Raw genomic sequence first — 18,666 nt, 5'->3', positions numbered from 1 at the left:
ACTACTTGCTGGGTGAACAGAGACGAAAGGCTTTACATGACTTCCACGAGTCTGCGACCGATTAACGCACGCGACATGCAACATGCTGTTTCCGGTGTGGGTGGACTTCCTATCGAACAGTCGCAGCAGTGGGAAGAGTTTTCAGCTGCACAAGGACATCCTCTCTGGGCGGGGGAGCTTGGTCGCCTTGCTTGGTATGAGAACGACAAATGCATCGCTGTCATCGCGCTGTTTGAATACAAGCTTCGCGCGTTGCGCTACTTGTGGGCAAAATCAGGTCCCGTCTGGATTCGCGAGGCCACTCCTGAACGCGAGGAACGCCTGCGCAAGGACCTACTGAAGTTTGTTCGCAGTCGCGATCGCGGAATTGTCTTCATCCGTCTGCATTCGTGGTTTGCTGCCAAGGATCTTGAAGAACCGTTGCAGATCGTGACATATGACCGCACCGTCATCATCGAAACCGGACGCGGGGATCGCGATGCAGTGCTCGAATCATTGACCAATGGTGGCAGGCGCACGCTTCGTCGTTCAACGAAGAAAGCCGATGAGTTCGGCGTTCAGATCCACGAGGAAACCGAGGCTGCATCAGTTGATTTTTCACCGTACTACGAGGTCCTGAAGCAAACAGCGGAGCGTGATGGATTCCGTCCACACCCCATCGGCTATTACCAGTCTCTGTTGCGCATCCTGGGGTCACAGCACGCTCGCGTATTCACTGCTCGTACGCAGGACAACGAGATCCTCTGTTGGGATCTGGTGTTGCTGAACGGGAAGAATGCTCAAGCTGAGTACGGCGCTTCTTCGGATCGCGGTCGCCGCTTGGGAAGTCCTGCGTTCTTGGATGTTGAGGTTGCACTCCTCCTTGGTAGCGAAGGCTTTAAAGGGTTCGATCTTCGAGGCATTCATTCTCCGCGTAATTCAACGCTGTTCCACGTTGGCCGCTACAAGCTTGCTTTCGCGACTTCATACACAGATGTTGCTGGCGCTTGGGATCTGCCCGTGTCGCGCCCGCAGTACATCATGGTGCGTTCGTTGCTGAATGTGAAACGAAAGTTGCGTCGAGTTTCCCGTTAGTCACCTCTTTCGTCTCCGTCAGTTGTACACACGTGCGTCGAGATTTGTCCGTTGGTTGGTTCACTGAGGGGGTCGGGTGCGGTGATGAGGTGACTGGGCGAGTAGACTGTCAGCGGTATATTCATCGTTTGATCAAGGAGACATTCGTGTCCAGCATCGACCTCGTCATCGACCAAGAGAAGCAGACCGTGGAAAGTGGAACCACGGGTACTACTTGGTATGAGCAGCGTCGTGAGGTCGTTGCCCTCATGATTGACGGCACTCCTCGCGACCTGTTCACTGAATTTAAAGAGGGAATGACGGTCGAGGCAATCACTATTGATTCGCCCGCTGGCTTGGACATTCTTCGCCACAGCGCCACTCACGTGCTGGCTCAGGCAGTTCAGGACACCTTCCCGGATGTCAACCTTGGTATTGGTCCGTTCATTACCGATGGCTTCTATTACGACTTCGGCAATATCGATTCGGTCACCCCCGAACTGATGCGTGAACTCGAAAAGAAGATGAAGCGCATCGTGAAGGAAGGCCAGTCGTTCGTCCGTCGCGTCATTTCTGAGGACGAGGCGCGTGTTGAGCTCGCAGACCAGCCGTACAAGCTGGAACTTGTCACCACGAAGGGCTCGGGTGCAGAAGGTGCTTCAGTTGAGGTCGGTGGCCACGAGCTCACCATGTACGACAACGTTCGCAGAGACGGCACCGTTGCATGGAAAGACCTCTGTCGCGGACCGCACCTGCCGAACACCCGCCTGATCGGCAACGGCTTTGCGCTCACCAAGGCATCAGCCGCCTATTGGAAGGGCGACCAGTCCGGAGATCACCTGCAGCGTATCTACGGCACTGCGTGGGCCTCGAAGGACGACCTCGTCGCCTACCAGGAGCGTATCAAGGAAGCCGAACGTCGCGATCACCGTCGCCTGGGCGCAGAACTTGATCTGTTCTCCTTCCCGGAGGAAATTGGCCCCGGCCTTGTCGTCTTCCACCCCAAGGGGGGCATCCTGCGTCACGAGATTGAGAAGTATGTGATCGAACGCCACGAGCAGTTTGGCTTCGATTTCGTTCACACCCCCGAGATCTCTAAGGGCGGTCTGTTCCACACTTCCGGCCACCTGCCGTACTACGCGGACACGATGTTCCCGCCCATGCAGGTTGACGAGGAACGCGACGAAGAAGGCAACATCACAAAGGCTGGCCAGGAGTACTACCTCAAGGCCATGAACTGCCCGATGCACAACCTGATCTTCCGCTCACGCGGTCGTTCCTACCGTGAACTTCCCGCACGATTCTTCGAGATGGGCCACGATTACCGCTACGAGAAGAGCGGTGTTGTCCACGGCCTGACCCGTATGCGTGGCTTCACTCAGGATGACTCGCACACGTACTGCACGCCCGAGCAGGCAGGCGAAGAAATTCGCTCGCAGATCAATTTCTTCCTGTCCATCTTGGAAGCATTTGGCCTGAATGACTTCTATCTTGAACTGTCGACGCGCGACGAAGACGGCAAGAAGAAGGACAAGTTCATCGGTTCCGATGAAGACTGGGCGAACGCCACGAAGGCTCTTGAAGACGCCTGCTCGGCAACCGGTCTGCAACTGGTTCCAGATCCGGGTGGCGCAGCATTCTACGGTCCGAAGGTTTCCGTGCAGGTCAAGGATGCTATCGGCCGTACGTGGCAGATGTCGACCATTCAGTACGACTTCAACCAGCCTGAGCGTTTCGACCTCGAATACACGGCTGCTGATGGCTCACGCCAGCGCCCGGTCATGATTCACTCGGCGAAGCTTGGCTCCGTCGAACGCTTCATCGGTGTTCTGACCGAGCACTACGCGGGTGCATTCCCAGCATGGCTTGCTCCAGTCCAGGTGAAGATTATCCCGGTTGCCGAGGCGTTTGCTGACTATGTCGACCAGGTCGCCGCCAAGCTCAAGGCCGAAGGCATCCGCGTAGAGGTTGACCACTCCGACGATCGTTTCGGTAAGAAGATCCGAAACGCATCGAAGGAAAAGGTTCCCTTCACCCTGATTGCTGGTGGCGAAGATGTTGAAGCCGGTGCGGTGTCCTTCCGTTTCCGTGACGGCTCGCAGGACAACGGCGTGGCCATCGACGATGCTGTTGCCCGCATCGTGAACCATGTCCGTAGGCGCAACAACTCGGACCTTTTTGTCGAGCAGGACTGAACACCATGAGTGACGTTGAGCCACTGGTTGAAGATTCCCGTGAAATAGCGGGCGCTCCGGATGCCTTCAAACGTTTTTGGACGCCGTACCGCATGGCGTATATCAATGGCGAAGGCAAACCATCAGACTCAACGGATCACACCTGCCCGTTCTGCGCAGCTCCATCGAAGAGCGATGAGGACGCCTTGATCGTCTATCGCGGTCGCCGTGCGTTCGTGCTGATGAACCTGTTCCCTTACAATTCTGGGCACCTTCTGGTCTGTCCGTACCGTCACGTCGCTGACTACACGGATTTAACCGATGAAGAGCGCATTGAAGTGGGGGAGCTGACGGCTACCTCTATGCGAGTTCTTCGCGCTACTAGTGGGCCGCAGGGCTTTAACCTGGGGATGAATCAGGGTGATGTCGCCGGAGCGGGAATTGCTGCTCACCTGCATCAACACATCGTTCCGCGCTGGCTTGGGGATGCTAACTTCCTGCCGATTATTGCTCAGACGAAAGCTGTTCCCCAGCTTTTATCAGATGCGCGCCACATGCTCGCTGACGCCTGGCCGAAGGAATCCTGATGCTTGGAAATCACGGTCGTTCAATGACGAAGACGATCTTTACACCGCTTGCACGCCTCCTCGCCAAACTTGGGGTCAGTGCGAATGCGGTGACGATCATCGGAACAATTGCCAGCGTTGGTGTCGCGTGCGCGACTATTCCATTCGGCTACGTCTGGCAAGGCGGCATTGCGCTGGGCCTCGTTCTTTTCGCAGACTCAGTTGACGGCACACTGGCACGTATGACGACAGGTGGGTCGCGCTTCGGCGCCTTCCTTGACTCAACGCTGGACCGTATTTCCGACGGCGCAGTATTCGCATCAGTGTGCGCGTGGTTGATCTTCGGATGGGAGCCTTCAACCGCACGCACGGTTGGACTGGTTGGAGGACTCATCGCCATCGTCGGTACCGGAGCCGTTCCCTACGCTCGAGCACGCGCCGAATCCATCGGAGTTCTGGCCAAAGTTGGTATCGCGGAACGAACCGATCGGTTGATCGTTGTCCTCGTCGGGGCGGCTTTGACCGACTGGGGATGTGGACAGTGGTGGGCCGTCGCAGGCCTCATCTGGGTCGCCTTCGCCTCTCTATTCACCGTCGGCCAGCGAATCGCATTTACTGCTGGTGCACTGAAGAAGATCGACGGCCATATCTGAGAAGCCCCGCGTCTACGCAGGCAATTAACGGAGAATCAGTGACATACGAAAGTGCATCATCCGGTCCTGGAGAACAGTTCCGACTTTCGCGTATTCGCCCCGACGTGCCCAGAGCAAACATGGTTTCTCCGACGACGCATTATTCAGCGCCAATGTGGGATGTACCCCAGCCTCGACATTTTCGCCTTCCGCGCTTCGAAACGTCAATCATTGCTGTCTCAGCGATCTGTATCGCGCTGAGCATTTACGGATACATTTCGCTGAGCGACGTATCAACCACCGCCTACTTAGCATTCCTTGCGTCCTTCCCTCTGATCGTTGTTCTGGGGTTCTTCATTCACTTGGATCGTCATGAGCCAGAACCCTTGTGGACAAAAATCGTTGCTTTCGTCTGGGGTGCGGGCGTCGCCATTGTCGGGGCATCCATGCTGAACTCTGCACTGCTCCTCAACGCCACGCTGGTACTTGGCGACGAAATGGAAGCAATGCGGTGGACAGCCGTATATGTTGCCCCTCCGGTCGAAGAAACACTCAAAGCACTCGGTGTTCTGTTCATCATCCTCGCCCGTAGAAGCACCATTCATTCCCTGATCGATGGTATTGTCTATGCCGGCTTTTCCGGCGCAGGCTTCGCTTTTATCGAGAACATTCAATACTTCCTGCAGGCAAGTCAAGAAGGATCAGCGGCCCTGACCGTCACTGTCATCCTTCGTGGGGTTTTCAGCCCATTCCTGCACCCGATGGCCACATCATTCACCGGCCTTGCTCTCGCTTTTGCGCTGATTCGCCTACGCTCCTGGCTACCCCGTACCATCGTCAGCCTTCTGGGATTAAGCATCGCAATGTACGTTCACGGATTGTGGAATTATGCGGGAACCTCAGAAGCTACCAGTTTTATTACCAACTATCTCTTTGTCGAGATTCCACTGTTCGTCGGCTGGATGATTGTGCTGACCTGGATTTCACGACGCGAATTGAAGACCGTTCGTGAAGGGCTCATTCCCTACGTCCAAGCCGGATGGGTCCTTCCCGCCGAGGTGGTCATGGTCAGTGAGAAAGCCGGTCGCAGAACTGCGATGAACTGGGTGAAGCCTGCGGGCAAGGACGCGCAAAAAGCAATGAGACGATTCCTTTCTCATCTTGCCGCCCTGGGGCTTGATCAAAAGCTCCAAGAACGTTTGGGTGCGGATGATTCTCGCATCGAACTCGACCGACAGTTGGTTGCTCAGGTCAGTCAAGATCGTCAGTTCTTCCTCAATGCGATGACACAGACGACATTGAATAACGCGAGGTAATCCATGTCTGGTCTTGATGAAAACGAATGGCCGGTGGATGCAGACGGCTACCCGCACCGACAAGCGGCTCGCGTGATCCTTTTTGATGAGAATGGCAGATTGCTCCTTGCCAAAGGACACGATCGTGATCAGCCGGAACGCCAGTGGTGGTTCACCATCGGTGGCGGAATCATGGAGGGGGAGAATCCCGCAGAAGCAGCCTGTCGAGAGCTCTTTGAAGAAACGGGGATTGTCTTAGAACCCGATGCTCTTGTTGGCCCCGTGATCTATCGTGAAGCAACCTTCGACTTTTTATCCATTACCGCCAAACAGGACGAGTGGTTCTTCATCGCTCACACTCAACGTGTCACGCTGAACAATGATGGGTGGACCGACCTAGAACGCGACGTGATCGACGAACAGCGCTGGTGGGATCTCGATGAGCTTGCTCAACGGGCGCTAAACGGCGAGGTCTACCCCCTCAACCTTGCGAATCTTGCCCAATCATGGGTGAACGGTTGGGACGGTCAGCTTCACCGTATTCGTGAATCAAGCGCCTGCCAAGGAAGCGCTGAAGAGTGAACGTATCGGATCGGATGACCATTTCCGATCCGATACGCCTTTAATCAAAAAGCTCCGACAATTGAGAATTTGTTGGTACTCAGTGTGCGCCTAGGTGCGAGGAACCCCAGATAGTCCCAATGGCTCAATCAAGAGATCCAGTTGTGCAACGTTCAGCGAATACTTCACTTGCTCACGAACTGTGGGCTTCGCGCAGAAAGCAATTCCCAAGCCTGCCCGTTGGAGCATTGGAATATCGTTTGCTCCATCTCCGATGGCGACTGTCTGGTTAACATCCAGTCCGTGCAATAGACGCCACCCTTCCAACGCCTGCACCTTGGCGTCCGCGGTCACGATTGCCCCCAGGACCTTACCCGTCAAGAAGCCGTTGGTGACCTCAAGTCGGTTAGCCAAGTAATGATCGATGTTCAGCTGGTGACAAAGAGGAGCAACAACTTCCTCGAAGCCACCTGAGACCACACCGAAAAAACCACCGTGGGCATGAACCGCATCAATCAGATCGCACACACCGGGGGTGGGAGTGATCGAATGAAGAACCTCATCGAACACCGTAGCGGGAACGCCCGCCAAGGTGGAGACACGGAGGCGCAAAGATTCGGCGAAGTCTATCTCGCCGTTCATTGCCCGCGCGGTGATGTCAGCAACCTGCCCGCGCGTCCCAGCGAAATGCGCCAACTCTTCGATGACTTCTTGGGCGATCAAAGTCGAATCAACATCAGTGACGATCAGGCGAGGCGGGGGTGAAAATGCGTCTCTCCCGAACGCCGAAGCATCCGGGAGAGAACGGGGTGTATTACTCAACGGGTAACAACCGTTCCTTTGGGGACAACGGTGATACCGGAATCCGTAACGGTGAAGCCACGTTCCCGGTCGCGCGTGAGGTCAAGACCAATGACAGCGCCTTCTTCAAGAACAACGTTCTTGTCGAGGATTGCCTTGGATACCACTGCGTGGCGACCAATACGGCACCCATCCATGACAACCGAGTCAGTGACTTGAGCCCAGGAGTGTATGTAGCAACCGGGGGAGATAACCGAGTGGTAGACCTCGCCACCGGAAATGATGACCCCGGGGGAGACGAAGGAATCAACAGCGTGACCCATTCGCGAGTGCTCTTCACCGTACACGAACTTAGCCGGTGGCAAGGAACCGTCGATCATCGTCATCGTCGGCCACTTGCGGTTGTACAGGTTGAACACGGGGTGGACTGAAATCAGGTCCATGTTGGCATCGTAGTAGGCATCGAGGGTACCAACGTCGCGCCAGTAGTTACGGTCGCGGTCGGTCGAACCCGGGACGTCGTTGTCTTGGAAGTCGTATACACCGCACTCGCCACGCTCGACGAACCACGGGATGATGTTGCCACCCATATCGTGCTTGGACTCGGGGTTGTGTGCGTCCTCGCGGAGAGCCTTGATCAGGTCCTTCGTGGTGAACACGTAGTTGCCCATGGAAGCGAGCACCTTGGTGGGATCGTCGGCAAGGCCGGCAGCGTTCTTCGGCTTTTCGAGGAACTGGTTGATCTTGCCGTCTGCCGAGTCGATCACGCCGAGAGCGGAAGCAAGTTCGATCGGCTGACGGATGCCTGCGACCGTGGCCGGGAGTCCAGAATCGATGTGGTGCTGCACCATCTGAGAGAAGTCCATACGGTAGATGTTGTCGGCACCAATGATGACGATGTAGTCGGGTTGCTCATCATCGACGATGTTCAGGGACTGGTAGATAGCGTCAGCGCTACCCAAGTACCAGTGAGGCCCGCGACGTTGCTGAGCCGGAACAGGGGCGATGAAGTTACCGAGAAGGGGAGATGTGTACCAGGTCTTGGTGACGTGGCGGTCAAGCGAGTGGGACTTGTACTGGGTCAACACGATGATCTTCAAATAACCGGAGTTCACGATGTTGGACAGAGCAAAGTCGATCAAACGATAGTGTCCGCCGAAGGGAACAGCGGGCTTAGCGCGGTCGTCGGTCAGCGGCATCAGTCGCTTCCCCTCACCACCTGCAAGAACAATTGCGAGAACATGATTTTTGGCCATGGGCTAAGCCTATGAGAGTCAGTGTGATCCTGCACGCATATTCCACTGTGTGGCGCCCATCACATATGGTCATTGAATGCGCAACTGTGTGCACGCATGCGGGGATTCGTCGGTGAGTGCTCTGTGCCCGCGATAGGCTAGCTCAAGAAGTTTGTGCCTTCCCTGAAAGGACCATCATGCGCGTTGACCTGCTGACCCGCGAGTATCCGCCCTTTGTTTATGGAGGTGCAGGTGTTCACGTTACTGAACTTGCTAAAGTTCTGCGTCCCCGCCTCGACGAGGTTCGAGTTCACGCGTTTGACGGGCCTCGTGAACCCGGAACCGAAGGAGCCGAAACTGGAGTCGTCGGCCACGCTGACCTAGTGGAACTGGCAGGAGCGAACGCGGCACTGAAGACACTCGGGGTAGATCTTTCCATCGCGGCCCAGACCGAAGGCGCAGACTTGGTTCACTCGCACACCTGGTACGCAAACTTTGCCGGCCATCTTTCGGCTCTGCTTCACGACATTCCGCACGTCATTTCAGCACACTCTCTGGAGCCCTTGCGCCCCTGGAAAGCCGAGCAGCTGGGTGGTGGCTACCGCATTTCTTCCTACATCGAGAAGACGTCGTACGAGGCCGCGGCCGGCATTGTTGCAGTTTCGAACGGTATGAAGGCCGACATTGTGCGCTCCTACCCGAACGTTGATGACGCGAAGGTTCACGTCATTCACAACGGCATTGATCTGGCGAAGTGGCGTGCTCCGTCTACCGACGCTGAACGCGAGAACCAAGAACGCGTTCTGAAGACGTATTCGATTGATCCGACCAAGCGAACCGTTGTGTTCGTTGGACGCATTACGCGTCAAAAGGGTCTGCCCCATTTCCTGCGCGCAGCGAACCTGCTTCCCGATGACGTTCAGATTGTTTTGTGTGCGGGTGCTCCCGATACTCCGCAGATTGCAGCCGAAGTCGACGCGCTTGTGAAGGACCTGCAGGCGAAGCGTCAGGGCGTCATCCTCATCTCTGAGATGCTCCCGCAGCCCGACATTGCAGCAATTCTGGATGCGTCGACCGTGTTCATCACCCCGTCGGTCTACGAGCCACTCGGTATCGTGAACCTCGAAGCGATGGCGCTGGGCCTGCCCGTTGTTGGTACGGCAACTGGCGGTATTCCCGATGTCATCGTCGACGGCGAGACCGGCTATCTGGTTCCGATCGAACAAATGAATGACGGCACCGGCACTCCTCTGAAGCCCGATACCTTCGTTCATGATATGGCCGAGCGCCTGATCGCAGTCCTCGATAACCCTCAGGGCGCCAAGACGATGGGAGTGGCAGGCCTGACGCGTGCTCGCGACCACTTCTCTTGGGATGCCATCGGCCAGAAGACCGCGGATCTGTATCGCACACTGGTGTGAGTCAGCCGATCATATTTCGGTGACAAAGGTAGGCTTATAGGTATGACTTATGTCCTTGAATGTGTGGATGCAACTGTAAGCAAACGTGGAACTGCGATTCTTGATTCGGTGTCTTTTAGCACCGAGCAAGGCCAGCATTGGGTGATTCTTGGCCCGAATGGCGCGGGTAAGACAACTCTTATCCGAGCGCTAGCCGGTCGTGAAGCATTGGCGCAGGGCACCGTGAAACTTGATGGCGAAGACATTTTTGCTCTCGACCGTCAAGAACTTGCTTCCCGCGTTGCACTTGTTTCGAAGTCGCTTGCCCCCTCCATTCGTGCACACCAAACTGTTCGCGACCTTGTTCGCACGGCAGCGTGGGGTATCGCAATTCATCGCGACGAAGAATACGAAGCTCAAGATGATGCGCGTTGCGACAATCTGCTTGTTGCTTTCGGTATTGATCATTTGGCGGATCGTCAGTTTGGAACTCTCTCTGAGGGCGAAGCGCAACGTGTGTTGCTTGCTCGAAGCCTGATGACAGACCCGGAGGTCCTGATTCTTGATGAGCCCACCGCTGGCTTGGATCTTGGCGCCCGCGAACTATTGATCGGAGCTCTTGAAGAGATCATTTCCGGTCCGCATGCTCCGCAGGTCATTTTGGTTACACACCAGGTGGAAGAAATTCCCAGCGGAATGACGCACGCGGTCTTGATGGACGGAGCAAAGGTCGTCCAGTCGGGTGTCATTGATTCCGTCATCACCGGAGTGAATCTGTCAGCGACGTATTGTCTGCCTCTGAGCGCCGGTAACGACAACGGACGCTGGTGGGCTCGCGCCGTCAGGTAAGTCTCTTCATAGGTATCACCGTGGACACGTCGGACAAAGGGGAGTGTGTATGACGCACGCTTTGTGGTGGGTGATTGTTGCCATCGTTCTTGGACTGATTGAGATGGCAACGGTTGACCTTGTGTTCCTCATGCTTGCCATCGGTGGTTTAGCAGCGGCGTTAACCTCTCTTGTTGTCCCTGGGCTCTGGCCCGAAGTCGGCGTTTTTGTGGTCTGCTCGCTGGTCTTTCTTTGTGCGCTTCGTCCGTGGCTGAAAATGCGTATGCTCTGGTCGCAAACGAACGTGAAAACCAATGTGCACGCCTTGATTGGGCGACAGGTCGATGTGATTGAAACCGTGAACGCCAGCAGTGGTCGCGTGAAACTTGATGGCGAAGTCTGGTCTGCCCGCACAATCGACGAGAAGCCCCTTCTTGTGGGCGAGCATGCGTATGTGTGCGAGATCGACGGTGCTACGGCGGTTGTTACATCCGTCGAGAACCGTAGTAAAACATTCGAAGAACAGAAAGGGTGAGTGTCGCCGTGGAGATGAGTATTGGTCCCTTCGTTGCTGGGCTCCTGTTGATCCTTGTTGTGGTCATCCTTGCCAAGAGCGTCCAGATTGTTCCCCAGCCTCGCGCGTTGGTGATCGAGCGCCTCGGTCGTTTTCACACGGTAATGTACGGTGGTTTGCATGTGCTGATTCCGTTCTTTGACCGTATTGCAGCGCGCGTTGACCTGCGTGAACAGGTCACCAGCTTCCCTCCACAGCCGGTGATTACCGCCGATAACGTCGTGGTTTCCATCGACTCGGTGATTTACTACCAGGTCACGGATCCAATGCACGCGACCTACGAGATTGCGAACTTCATTCAGGCAATCGAACAGCTGACGGTGACGACGCTCCGTAATGTCATTGGCTCGCTCGACCTCGAGCAGACGCTGACGAGTCGCGACTCGATCAACACTCAGCTTCGTGGTGTTCTTGATGAAGCAACGGGACGCTGGGGTATCCGCGTGAATCGCGTTGAGTTGAAGGCAATTGATCCGCCACCGTCGATTCAGCAGGCCATGGAACAGCAGTTGCGAGCCGAACGTGATAAACGTGCAGCGATTCTGACTGCTGAAGGTGTCCGTCAGTCGCAGATCCTTCAGGCTGAGGGTGAAAAGCAGTCCGCCATCTTGAAGGCTGAAGGACAAGCTCAGGCGGCTGTCACTCGCGCCCGCGGTCAAGCAGAAGCTATCGGTACCGTCTTCCAGTCGATCCACGAGGGCAATCCAACGCCTGATCTGCTGAGCTACCAGTACTTGCAGATGCTTCCGGAACTTGCCAAGGGGGATTCGTCGAAGGTGTGGGTTGTTCCCACCGAACTGACGGCTGCTCTGGATTCCATTGCGAAGGGTTTTAACCCGAACAAGTAAAACTGTCCGGTGTGGACGACGTGTTCTTGACCATCCCCCTCACCATCGCCCCCGATTGAAAGAAGAGACTCGTGGACTCCATCCAGGAAAAGGTTCTGCGCGAGGTTGCTGCCCGCGACATTCGCTTTATTCGCCTGTGGTTTACAGATGTCGCTGGTGTCTTGAAGTCTGTAGCAATTGACCCGGGCGAGTTGGAAGATGCTTTCGCTGAAGGTATCGGTTTCGACGGTTCGGTGATTGAAGGCATGACCCGCGTGCACGAGTCCGACATGTTGCTGCGTCCGGATGCTTCGACATTCCAGATGTTGCCGTGGCGAGGGGAAGAAGATCCCGTTGCTCGAATGTTCTGCGACGTGTTGACCCCCGATGGTCAGGCTGCACGTAGTGACCCTCGCGGCGTGTTGGAACGCGTTGTTGAACGAGCCCAAGAGCGCGGCTTCACTGTGATGGTTCACCCTGAGATTGAGTTCTATCTGCTCCAACAGCCGATCAGTGTCGACAACTTGAAGCCTGTTGATTCTGCGGGGTATTTCGATCATGTTGCGCGTGGGCATTCGAATGATTTCCGTCGTCGCGCGGTTCGTATGCTCGAAGATATGGGCATTGCGGTCGAGTTCTCTCACCACGAAGGTGGCCCCGGTCAAAATGAAATCGACCTGCGTGCAGTCGATGCGGTGAGTGCTGCCGACAACATCATGACCGCTCGAACCGTCATCGAAGAGGTCGCGTTGCGCGAGAACCTTGCCGCACTGTTTATGCCCAAGCCCTTTATTGACCATCCGGGTTCGGGTATGCATACGCACCTTTCACTGCTCGAAGGTGAAGAAAATGCCTTCTACGATCCGTCAGGTGACTATCAGCTGTCACGCACGGGGCGCCACTTCATTGCGGGGCTCTTGGAACATGCTCGCGAGATCGCTGCTGTCACCAATCAGCACGTGAACTCCTATAAGCGCCTCTGGGGTGGGGGCGAGGCTCCGTCTTACGTGTGCTGGGGTCATAACAATCGCTCCGCGTTGATTCGAGTCCCGCTGTACAAGCCTGAAAAGCGTACGGCAGCACGCATTGAGTACCGTGCCTTGGATCCGGCTGCGAACCCGTATCTTGCACTCGCCGTTCTGATCACTGCAGGTCTTGACGGCATTGAACATCGCCTCGAACTTGTCCCCGAAGCTGAGGACAATGTTTGGGATCTGACGGATCGCGAACGCCAGGTGATGGGGATCGAGGCTCTGCCGACGTCATTGGCTTCCGCGGTTCGTTTGATGCGCGAATCTGACTTGGTTGCCGGTGCTCTTGGTGAAGAGGTCTTCGACTACGTTGTGCGCAACAAGGAAAAGGAATGGCGTGAGTACCGCCAGCAGGTGACGCCTCAGGAGATTCGCCAGTTCCTCAAGGTCTACTGATGGAGGTCGTCCCTAAGGACCTCCGCGGTAGCGGTTTCTTGGATCCGGTGCGAGCAGCGTCATTTTTGGCTGACCTACCCGGCGAGCTAGGCGAGTGGCTACCGCTGTTCAACGCCTGCGCCGATCCAGATTCCGCGCTGGTAACCTGCCTGCGTTTTCACGAGGCCGCCCCTACTCAATTAGCCGCAATCGCTGAACACGGGGGCAATGGGCTTCGGCGCCTGGTCGCGGTTTTTGGTGCATCTTCCTGGTGGGGCGATTACCTGATTGCTGACCCTTCACGCATTGATGGCTTGCTTGTTGAACCCGATGAACCGTTGACGGAGCTCCTTCAAGCAGTGGGGGCTGATCCAGCGTCGCAGATGCCCGTTGCGGGTCCCGGCTACAACGGCGACGATGTGCGTCGTGCGTATCGCAGAGTTTTGTTGGACCTCGTTGCTGACGATGCTACGCACCCGAACCCACCCGATTATATGCCGGAAGTCGGTGTGCGCCTTGCGGCGCTTGCTGACGCTGCACTCGAAGCTGCCCTCGCACTGGCACGACGAGATATTGATCCGCAGGGTAATGCTCGTCTTTCGATTATTGCGATGGGAAAAACAGGCGCTCAAGAACTTAACTACATTTCCGACGTTGACGTGATGTACGTTGTTGCCCCGGCTGAGGGTGTTGATGAGCGTAGTGCCATCGAACTGGGTACGCGCATGGCAGCGCTTTCGGCTCAGGTATGTTCGGGTCCGGGTAATGAACAGCCACTCTGGAGCGTGGATGCGAATCTGCGTCCCGAAGGGCGTCATGGTGCGCTTGTGCGAACACTTGACTCGTTCACACAGTATTGGGATAAGTGGGCTGAAACGTGGGAGTTCCAGGCTCTTCTTAAAGCTCGCCCGGCAGCTGGCGATATGGAGCTTGGTCAGGCCTTTTTCCGTGTTGCTTCTCCGTACATTTGGAATGCTACGGGGCGTGATGGCTTTGTTGAAAATGCTCGAGCAATGCGACGTCGCGTTGAAAACACGATTCCCCGTCGTGAAGCTGACCGTGAACTGAAGCTCGGGCGAGGTGGCCTGCGTGATGTCGAGTTCACCGTGCAGCTGTTGCAACTGGTCCACGGTCGTACCGATGATTCGCTTCACGCCAGATCAACGTTGGATGCGCTGTCTCGCCTTAGCGACGGTGGTTATGTGGCGCGTAGCGATGCTCAAGAATTGCGTGAATGCTACTGCTTCCTGCGTGCTGTTGAACACCGTATTCAGCTTCAACGCATGCGTCGCACCCACCTGATCCCTACGTCAGCGAACGAACTTCGAGCGGTGGGTAGGGGAGTTGATCTTGAGCATTGTGGTAGTTCTGAGGCTCTGGCGAAGGAACTGAAACGCATTCGAGATCGTGTTCGAATGCTCCATGAGGACATGTTCTATCGTCCGATTGTTCAGGCAACTGCGGGCCTTAGCCCAGATGAAGCTACGTTGGACTCCGATGGTGCTCAGGCTCGTCTTCAAGCCATCGGCTATCGCGATCCCCGAGGAGCTCTTGCCCACATCACGGCCCTCTCGCAGGGCACAAGCAGGCGTGCGAAGATCCAGCGTCATCTTCTGCCCGTTTTTATTTCGTGGCTTTCCAACGGTGCAGATCCAGACCTTGGCTTGCTGAACTTTAGAGCTCTATCGGAGCAAATCGGTGATTCTCACTGGTATTTGGCTCTCCTGCGTGATTCCGGAGTTGCCGCATCCAGGCTCTGCGAGATGCTGCCGAACTCGAAGTGGATCGCTGAGGCTCTGTCACATCGCCCCGAAGCAGTCGCCTGGCTGGATCTTGATAAAGACCTCGCCCCTCGTGAAGCTGAGGTTTTGAAAGTCGAGGCGGCCTCGTTGATTGACCGCCACGCAGATTCGGATAAGGCCGCATATCGCGTGCGAGCCATGCGTTCGCGTGAACTTACTCGTGCTGCGATGAGCGATTTGGTGACTGGAATCGGAGCCAGGCGGCAGGCAATCTCCGATGCTACGGACGCAGCAGTTGTCGGCGCATTAGCGATTGCAACACGCGAAGAAGAACTCAAGAACGGTCACCGCGTCGACGTTGGGTTCGTGGCGATGGGACGTTACGGTGGGCGTGAATCAAACTATGCCTCCGACGCTGATGTCATGGCTTTTCATCGCGCGACCAATGGCGTGAGCGAGAGCGACGCTGTGAACGCTGCAACGACAATCATCAACCGCGTGAAAGCATTGCTGGGGACGGTCACAGCGCAGATGAGTGTCAGCGTTGACCTAGACCTACGTCCAGAAGGACGCAACGGACCGATGTCCAGAACCGTCGAATCGTACGCGGAGTATTACGACAAGTGGGCATCGACCTGGGAACGCCAAGCGCTCCTTCGGGCGCGCGTATTCGCCGGCCCCGATGATCTGATGCTTTCGATGGGGGAGCTAATCGACCGCGTGCGCTATGGCAGCGCGATTGACGAGGCCCAGATCAGAGACATTCGTCTGCTCAAAGCAAGAATGGAAAGCGAACGCCTGCCTCGTGGCATCGAACCCACGCGTCACGTGAAATTGGGGCCGGGTGGCCTGTCAGACGTCGAATGGATTGTTCAGCTTCTTCAGCTGAAACATGCTCATGCCGATGACTCTTTACGCACCTCGTCAACGATTGATGCTCTGCGCGCATTAACTCGTTCGGGATGGATTGCTCCTCATGATGCGAAGACGTTGGAAAATGCGTGGAGCCTCGCATCACAAATCCGGGCGGCGAACGTGCTGACAACCGGGCGAATGTCGGGAGTTAAACTCGATACCGTTCCCAGAGACTCGAAGGACCTTATCCCGCTGGCACGCGTTCTTGGATATGGTGCGGCAAGCGAGTGTGAGCTGGAAGAAGAATGGCTTCGTCGATCGCGCAAAGCACGCGCATTGATGGATACCTACTTCTGGAACTGAATATTGCCTTGCACACCAAGGCATGAAGAAGAAACGGAAACACAGTTGTGAAAATCGTCCTCGTGCGTCACGGACAGACCTACGCCAATGAAGCGCACGCTCTTGACACCTCTAGGCCTGGACTACCGCTAACCGCCGATGGGTTGGCTCAAGCTGCCGATCTTGCTTCGCGCTGGGAATCTGAAGTCGGGCAGGCTCCAACAGTGGTTGCTGTTTCACCTCTTTTTCGCACTCGCCAAACCTGCGCACCCCTATGCGCTAAGTATGCCCTGACTCCGCTGGTGAGACCAGGAATTCGTGAATTACGCTCAGGTGACGTTGAGATGAACGCTGACCCGTTCTCAGACTCCGTTTACGTTGAAGGAACGGGAAACTGGTCGCACGGTGCAACTCACATTCGTATGTCTGGCGCTGAAACGGGGGAGGACGCGCTTGCCCGTGCGTTGCCCGTTATCGCCGAAGTGGCTGGCCTCGTACTTGAGGAAGATCCGGACGGCGTGGGTGTGATCGTCGCCCATGGAGCCCTACTGCGCCTGCTGGCATCGACGCTTGCGCACAACATCTCCGGCACTCTTGTGATGACTCACTTCATGTCGAATACGGGAACCGTCATCTTGCAGTGGCCCACCGAACGATTCGGCACCTCCGTTCCTCACAACCCCGACGATCTGCGAGGTGCCTTCACTGGTCTGACGTGGAATAACCGTCCAGTTGATCAGTGGGACCTAGAGGATTGATCTCAAAGGGGAAACCCCGGTATCGCATGTAATCGGACAGAAATTCGCGGTGTTCATTGCATGACAGCCACGTCTTGGAATCCGCCCACGGGATTTTCGGGTTTGACCAGGTGATGATCCACACCGCCTGCGCATTACACTCGCGTGCCTGACACACACCGTCAGCGCGGCCTCGTCCCAATGCCATTGAACCTCCTCGATCCCTCACACTGTAATCTTTTCGCATGAGTCAATGCACGCTGATCCTTGTTCGCCACTCTGACCCGGAGTATTTCGCACTGTCGGATCACTCGCGACCGTTGACCGATCTTGGTCTCCGTCGGGCGCACGAGCTTGGCATCAAACTGCAAGCCGAAGTTGGAGACATCGAACTAGGGGTCAGCTCAACAGCAGTGCGCGCATGGCAGACCTTCGACGAGATCGCGAAGAACCTGCCAATGAGGACCACGTACAAGGATCGTTCAATCTACGATGCAGGGGCAGAGTCACTCATCGAAACGATTAACTCCCTGCCTGGAGAATCTGCACTGATTGTCGGACATCAGCCAACAATCGGCCATGTTGGATACCTGATCGGAGACGATAGTGCGAAAGCCGATCTTGGCACTGGCGTCGGTAAAGCGACTGCTCTGATCATTCAAAGCGAAGGAAGTTTCGCTGATTTTCGTCCCGGCGCGAACCTGCCAGTACGGATTGTCACCGTCCCACGCATGCTGTAATCGCAGAGTTCAAGGCTGACGGGCATTGGCATCGAACGTTTACTGTGTCCCATAGCCCACCTTTGAAGACGGTGACCTTTTACTAATCCCGCTAAGATATACGGGTACGCAATCCACCCTTCAAGGGAGCAGTAATGTCGGGACACTCTAAATGGGCGACCACCAAGCACAAGAAGGCCGCCATTGACGCGAAGCGCGGAAAGCTCTTCGCTCGTCTGATCAAGAATATTGAAGTTGCAGCACGCACCGGCGGCGGCGATCCCGCAGGTAACCCGACCCTGTATGACGCCATCCAGAAGGCAAAGAAGAACTCCGTTCCCGCTGACAACATCGATCGTGCTGTCAAGCGTGGCTCCGGTGCAGAAGCCGGTGGCGCGAACTACGAAACCATCATGTACGAAGGCTACGGCCCGAACGGCGTTGCATTCCTCGTCGAATGTCTGACCGACAACCGTAACCGTGCAGCTTCCGACGTCCGCCTTGGCTTTACCCGTCAGGGAGGCTCGCTGGCGGACCCGGGTTCGGTTTCCTACCTCTTCTCCCGTCGTGGCATTGTCGAGGTGGGCGCAGCAGACGGCGTTGACGAGGACACGATCATGGAAGCCGTTCTGGATGCGGGTGCTGAAGAAGTGACCGACACCGGTGATGGATTCGTCATCGAATCCGCAGCCTCCGATGTTGTCGAGGTCCGTAAGGCGCTCCAGTCAGCAGGTATCGATTACGATTCCGCTGAAGTTCAATTCGTCGCATCGACCGACGTTGAGGTTGACCTTGAAGGCGCACTGAAGGTTCAGAAACTGATCGACGCTCTGGAAGAATCTGACGACGTTCAGAACATCTACAACAACATGACGTACTCGGATGAGGTCCGCGCGCAGCTGGAAGAAGGGGAGTGACG

17 protein-coding genes are annotated in these 18,666 nt (G+C 56.1%); 15 read left to right on the top strand and 2 right to left on the bottom strand.

The features are described from left to right. Nucleotides 1–36: 36 nt before the first annotated feature. The 6 genes from HMPREF9241_RS04645 to HMPREF9241_RS04620 all read left to right on the top strand — a co-directional run bounded on the left by HMPREF9241_RS04645 (nucleotide 37) and on the right by HMPREF9241_RS04620 (nucleotide 6,302). Nucleotides 37–1,074, top strand: a complete 1,038-nt coding sequence (locus HMPREF9241_RS04645) for a lipid II:glycine glycyltransferase FemX (RefSeq protein WP_006681127.1) — start codon at nucleotides 37–39, stop codon at nucleotides 1,072–1,074. A gap of 146 nt (nucleotides 1,075–1,220) precedes the next feature. After that, the gene (gene thrS / locus HMPREF9241_RS04640; RefSeq protein WP_006681126.1) at nucleotides 1,221–3,248 is read left to right on the top strand and encodes a threonine--tRNA ligase; all 2,028 of its coding nucleotides are present in this window, start codon (nucleotides 1,221–1,223) and stop codon (nucleotides 3,246–3,248) included. Between the two features lie 5 nt (nucleotides 3,249–3,253). Then, nucleotides 3,254–3,814, top strand: coding sequence for an HIT family protein (locus HMPREF9241_RS04635; RefSeq protein ID WP_006681125.1), 561 nt, complete (start codon nucleotides 3,254–3,256; stop codon nucleotides 3,812–3,814). Then, nucleotides 3,814–4,446 carry a phosphatidylinositol phosphate synthase gene (pgsA, locus tag HMPREF9241_RS04630; protein ID WP_006681124.1) on the top strand — a complete coding sequence of 211 codons (633 nt, stop codon included), beginning with the start codon at nucleotides 3,814–3,816 and terminating at the stop codon, nucleotides 4,444–4,446. The genes HMPREF9241_RS04635 and pgsA overlap by 1 nt, the downstream gene beginning before the upstream one ends. A gap of 38 nt (nucleotides 4,447–4,484) precedes the next feature. After that, entirely contained in the window at nucleotides 4,485–5,741 is a 1,257-nt protein-coding gene (locus HMPREF9241_RS04625) for a PrsW family intramembrane metalloprotease (RefSeq protein ID WP_006681123.1), read from the top strand. A gap of 3 nt (nucleotides 5,742–5,744) precedes the next feature. Further along, nucleotides 5,745–6,302: an NUDIX hydrolase gene (locus HMPREF9241_RS04620; protein ID WP_006681122.1), complete on the top strand. Its 558-nt coding sequence runs from the start codon at nucleotides 5,745–5,747 to the stop codon at nucleotides 6,300–6,302. Nucleotides 6,303–6,392: 90 nt separating this feature from the next. Here HMPREF9241_RS04620 and serB read toward each other — a convergent pair whose 3' ends face one another. Further along, complete coding sequence (gene serB, locus HMPREF9241_RS04615; protein WP_006681121.1) at nucleotides 6,393–7,103, bottom strand: phosphoserine phosphatase SerB; 711 nt, start codon at nucleotides 7,101–7,103, stop codon at nucleotides 6,393–6,395. Then, nucleotides 7,100–8,338: a glucose-1-phosphate adenylyltransferase gene (glgC, locus tag HMPREF9241_RS04610; RefSeq protein WP_006681120.1), complete on the bottom strand. Its 1,239-nt coding sequence runs from the start codon at nucleotides 8,336–8,338 to the stop codon at nucleotides 7,100–7,102. Before glgC ends, serB begins: the two co-directional genes overlap by 4 nt. A gap of 176 nt (nucleotides 8,339–8,514) precedes the next feature. On the opposite strand from glgC, the gene glgA reads away from it, so the two are divergent. The 9 genes from glgA to HMPREF9241_RS04565 all read left to right on the top strand — a co-directional run bounded on the left by glgA (nucleotide 8,515) and on the right by HMPREF9241_RS04565 (nucleotide 18,664). Continuing rightward, nucleotides 8,515–9,738 (top strand): glycogen synthase, encoded by a 1,224-nt coding sequence (glgA, locus tag HMPREF9241_RS04605; RefSeq protein ID WP_006681119.1) that lies wholly within the window; start codon nucleotides 8,515–8,517, stop codon nucleotides 9,736–9,738. A gap of 42 nt (nucleotides 9,739–9,780) precedes the next feature. Then, nucleotides 9,781–10,566 carry an ABC transporter ATP-binding protein gene (locus tag HMPREF9241_RS04600; protein WP_006681118.1) on the top strand — a complete coding sequence of 262 codons (786 nt, stop codon included), beginning with the start codon at nucleotides 9,781–9,783 and terminating at the stop codon, nucleotides 10,564–10,566. Nucleotides 10,567–10,615: 49 nt separating this feature from the next. After that, nucleotides 10,616–11,080 carry an NfeD family protein gene (locus HMPREF9241_RS04595; RefSeq protein WP_006681117.1) on the top strand — a complete coding sequence of 155 codons (465 nt, stop codon included), beginning with the start codon at nucleotides 10,616–10,618 and terminating at the stop codon, nucleotides 11,078–11,080. A gap of 14 nt (nucleotides 11,081–11,094) precedes the next feature. Further along, nucleotides 11,095–11,967, top strand: a complete 873-nt coding sequence (locus HMPREF9241_RS04590) for an SPFH domain-containing protein (protein ID WP_040318606.1) — start codon at nucleotides 11,095–11,097, stop codon at nucleotides 11,965–11,967. Nucleotides 11,968–12,038: 71 nt separating this feature from the next. Further along, complete coding sequence (locus HMPREF9241_RS04585) at nucleotides 12,039–13,373, top strand: glutamine synthetase family protein (RefSeq protein WP_006681115.1); 1,335 nt, start codon at nucleotides 12,039–12,041, stop codon at nucleotides 13,371–13,373. After that, nucleotides 13,373–16,312, top strand: a complete 2,940-nt coding sequence (locus HMPREF9241_RS04580) for a bifunctional [glutamine synthetase] adenylyltransferase/[glutamine synthetase]-adenylyl-L-tyrosine phosphorylase (protein WP_006681114.1) — start codon at nucleotides 13,373–13,375, stop codon at nucleotides 16,310–16,312. Before HMPREF9241_RS04585 ends, HMPREF9241_RS04580 begins: the two co-directional genes overlap by 1 nt. A gap of 47 nt (nucleotides 16,313–16,359) precedes the next feature. After that, complete coding sequence (locus HMPREF9241_RS04575) at nucleotides 16,360–17,049, top strand: histidine phosphatase family protein (RefSeq protein WP_006681113.1); 690 nt, start codon at nucleotides 16,360–16,362, stop codon at nucleotides 17,047–17,049. 224 nt (nucleotides 17,050–17,273) lie between these two features. Continuing rightward, nucleotides 17,274–17,768: a SixA phosphatase family protein gene (locus HMPREF9241_RS04570; RefSeq protein WP_006681111.1), complete on the top strand. Its 495-nt coding sequence runs from the start codon at nucleotides 17,274–17,276 to the stop codon at nucleotides 17,766–17,768. A 134-nt stretch (nucleotides 17,769–17,902) separates the two neighbouring features. Then, the gene (locus tag HMPREF9241_RS04565) at nucleotides 17,903–18,664 is read left to right on the top strand and encodes a YebC/PmpR family DNA-binding transcriptional regulator (protein ID WP_006681110.1); all 762 of its coding nucleotides are present in this window, start codon (nucleotides 17,903–17,905) and stop codon (nucleotides 18,662–18,664) included. The last annotated feature ends 2 nt before the right edge of the window (nucleotides 18,665–18,666 follow it).

The sequence above is a fragment of the Schaalia turicensis ACS-279-V-Col4 genome (assembly GCF_000296505.1).
In the GTDB taxonomy this organism is placed as follows: Bacteria; Actinomycetota; Actinomycetes; order Actinomycetales; family Actinomycetaceae; genus Pauljensenia; species Pauljensenia turicensis_A.
This window is presented reverse-complemented; position numbering and strand designations above follow the sequence as displayed.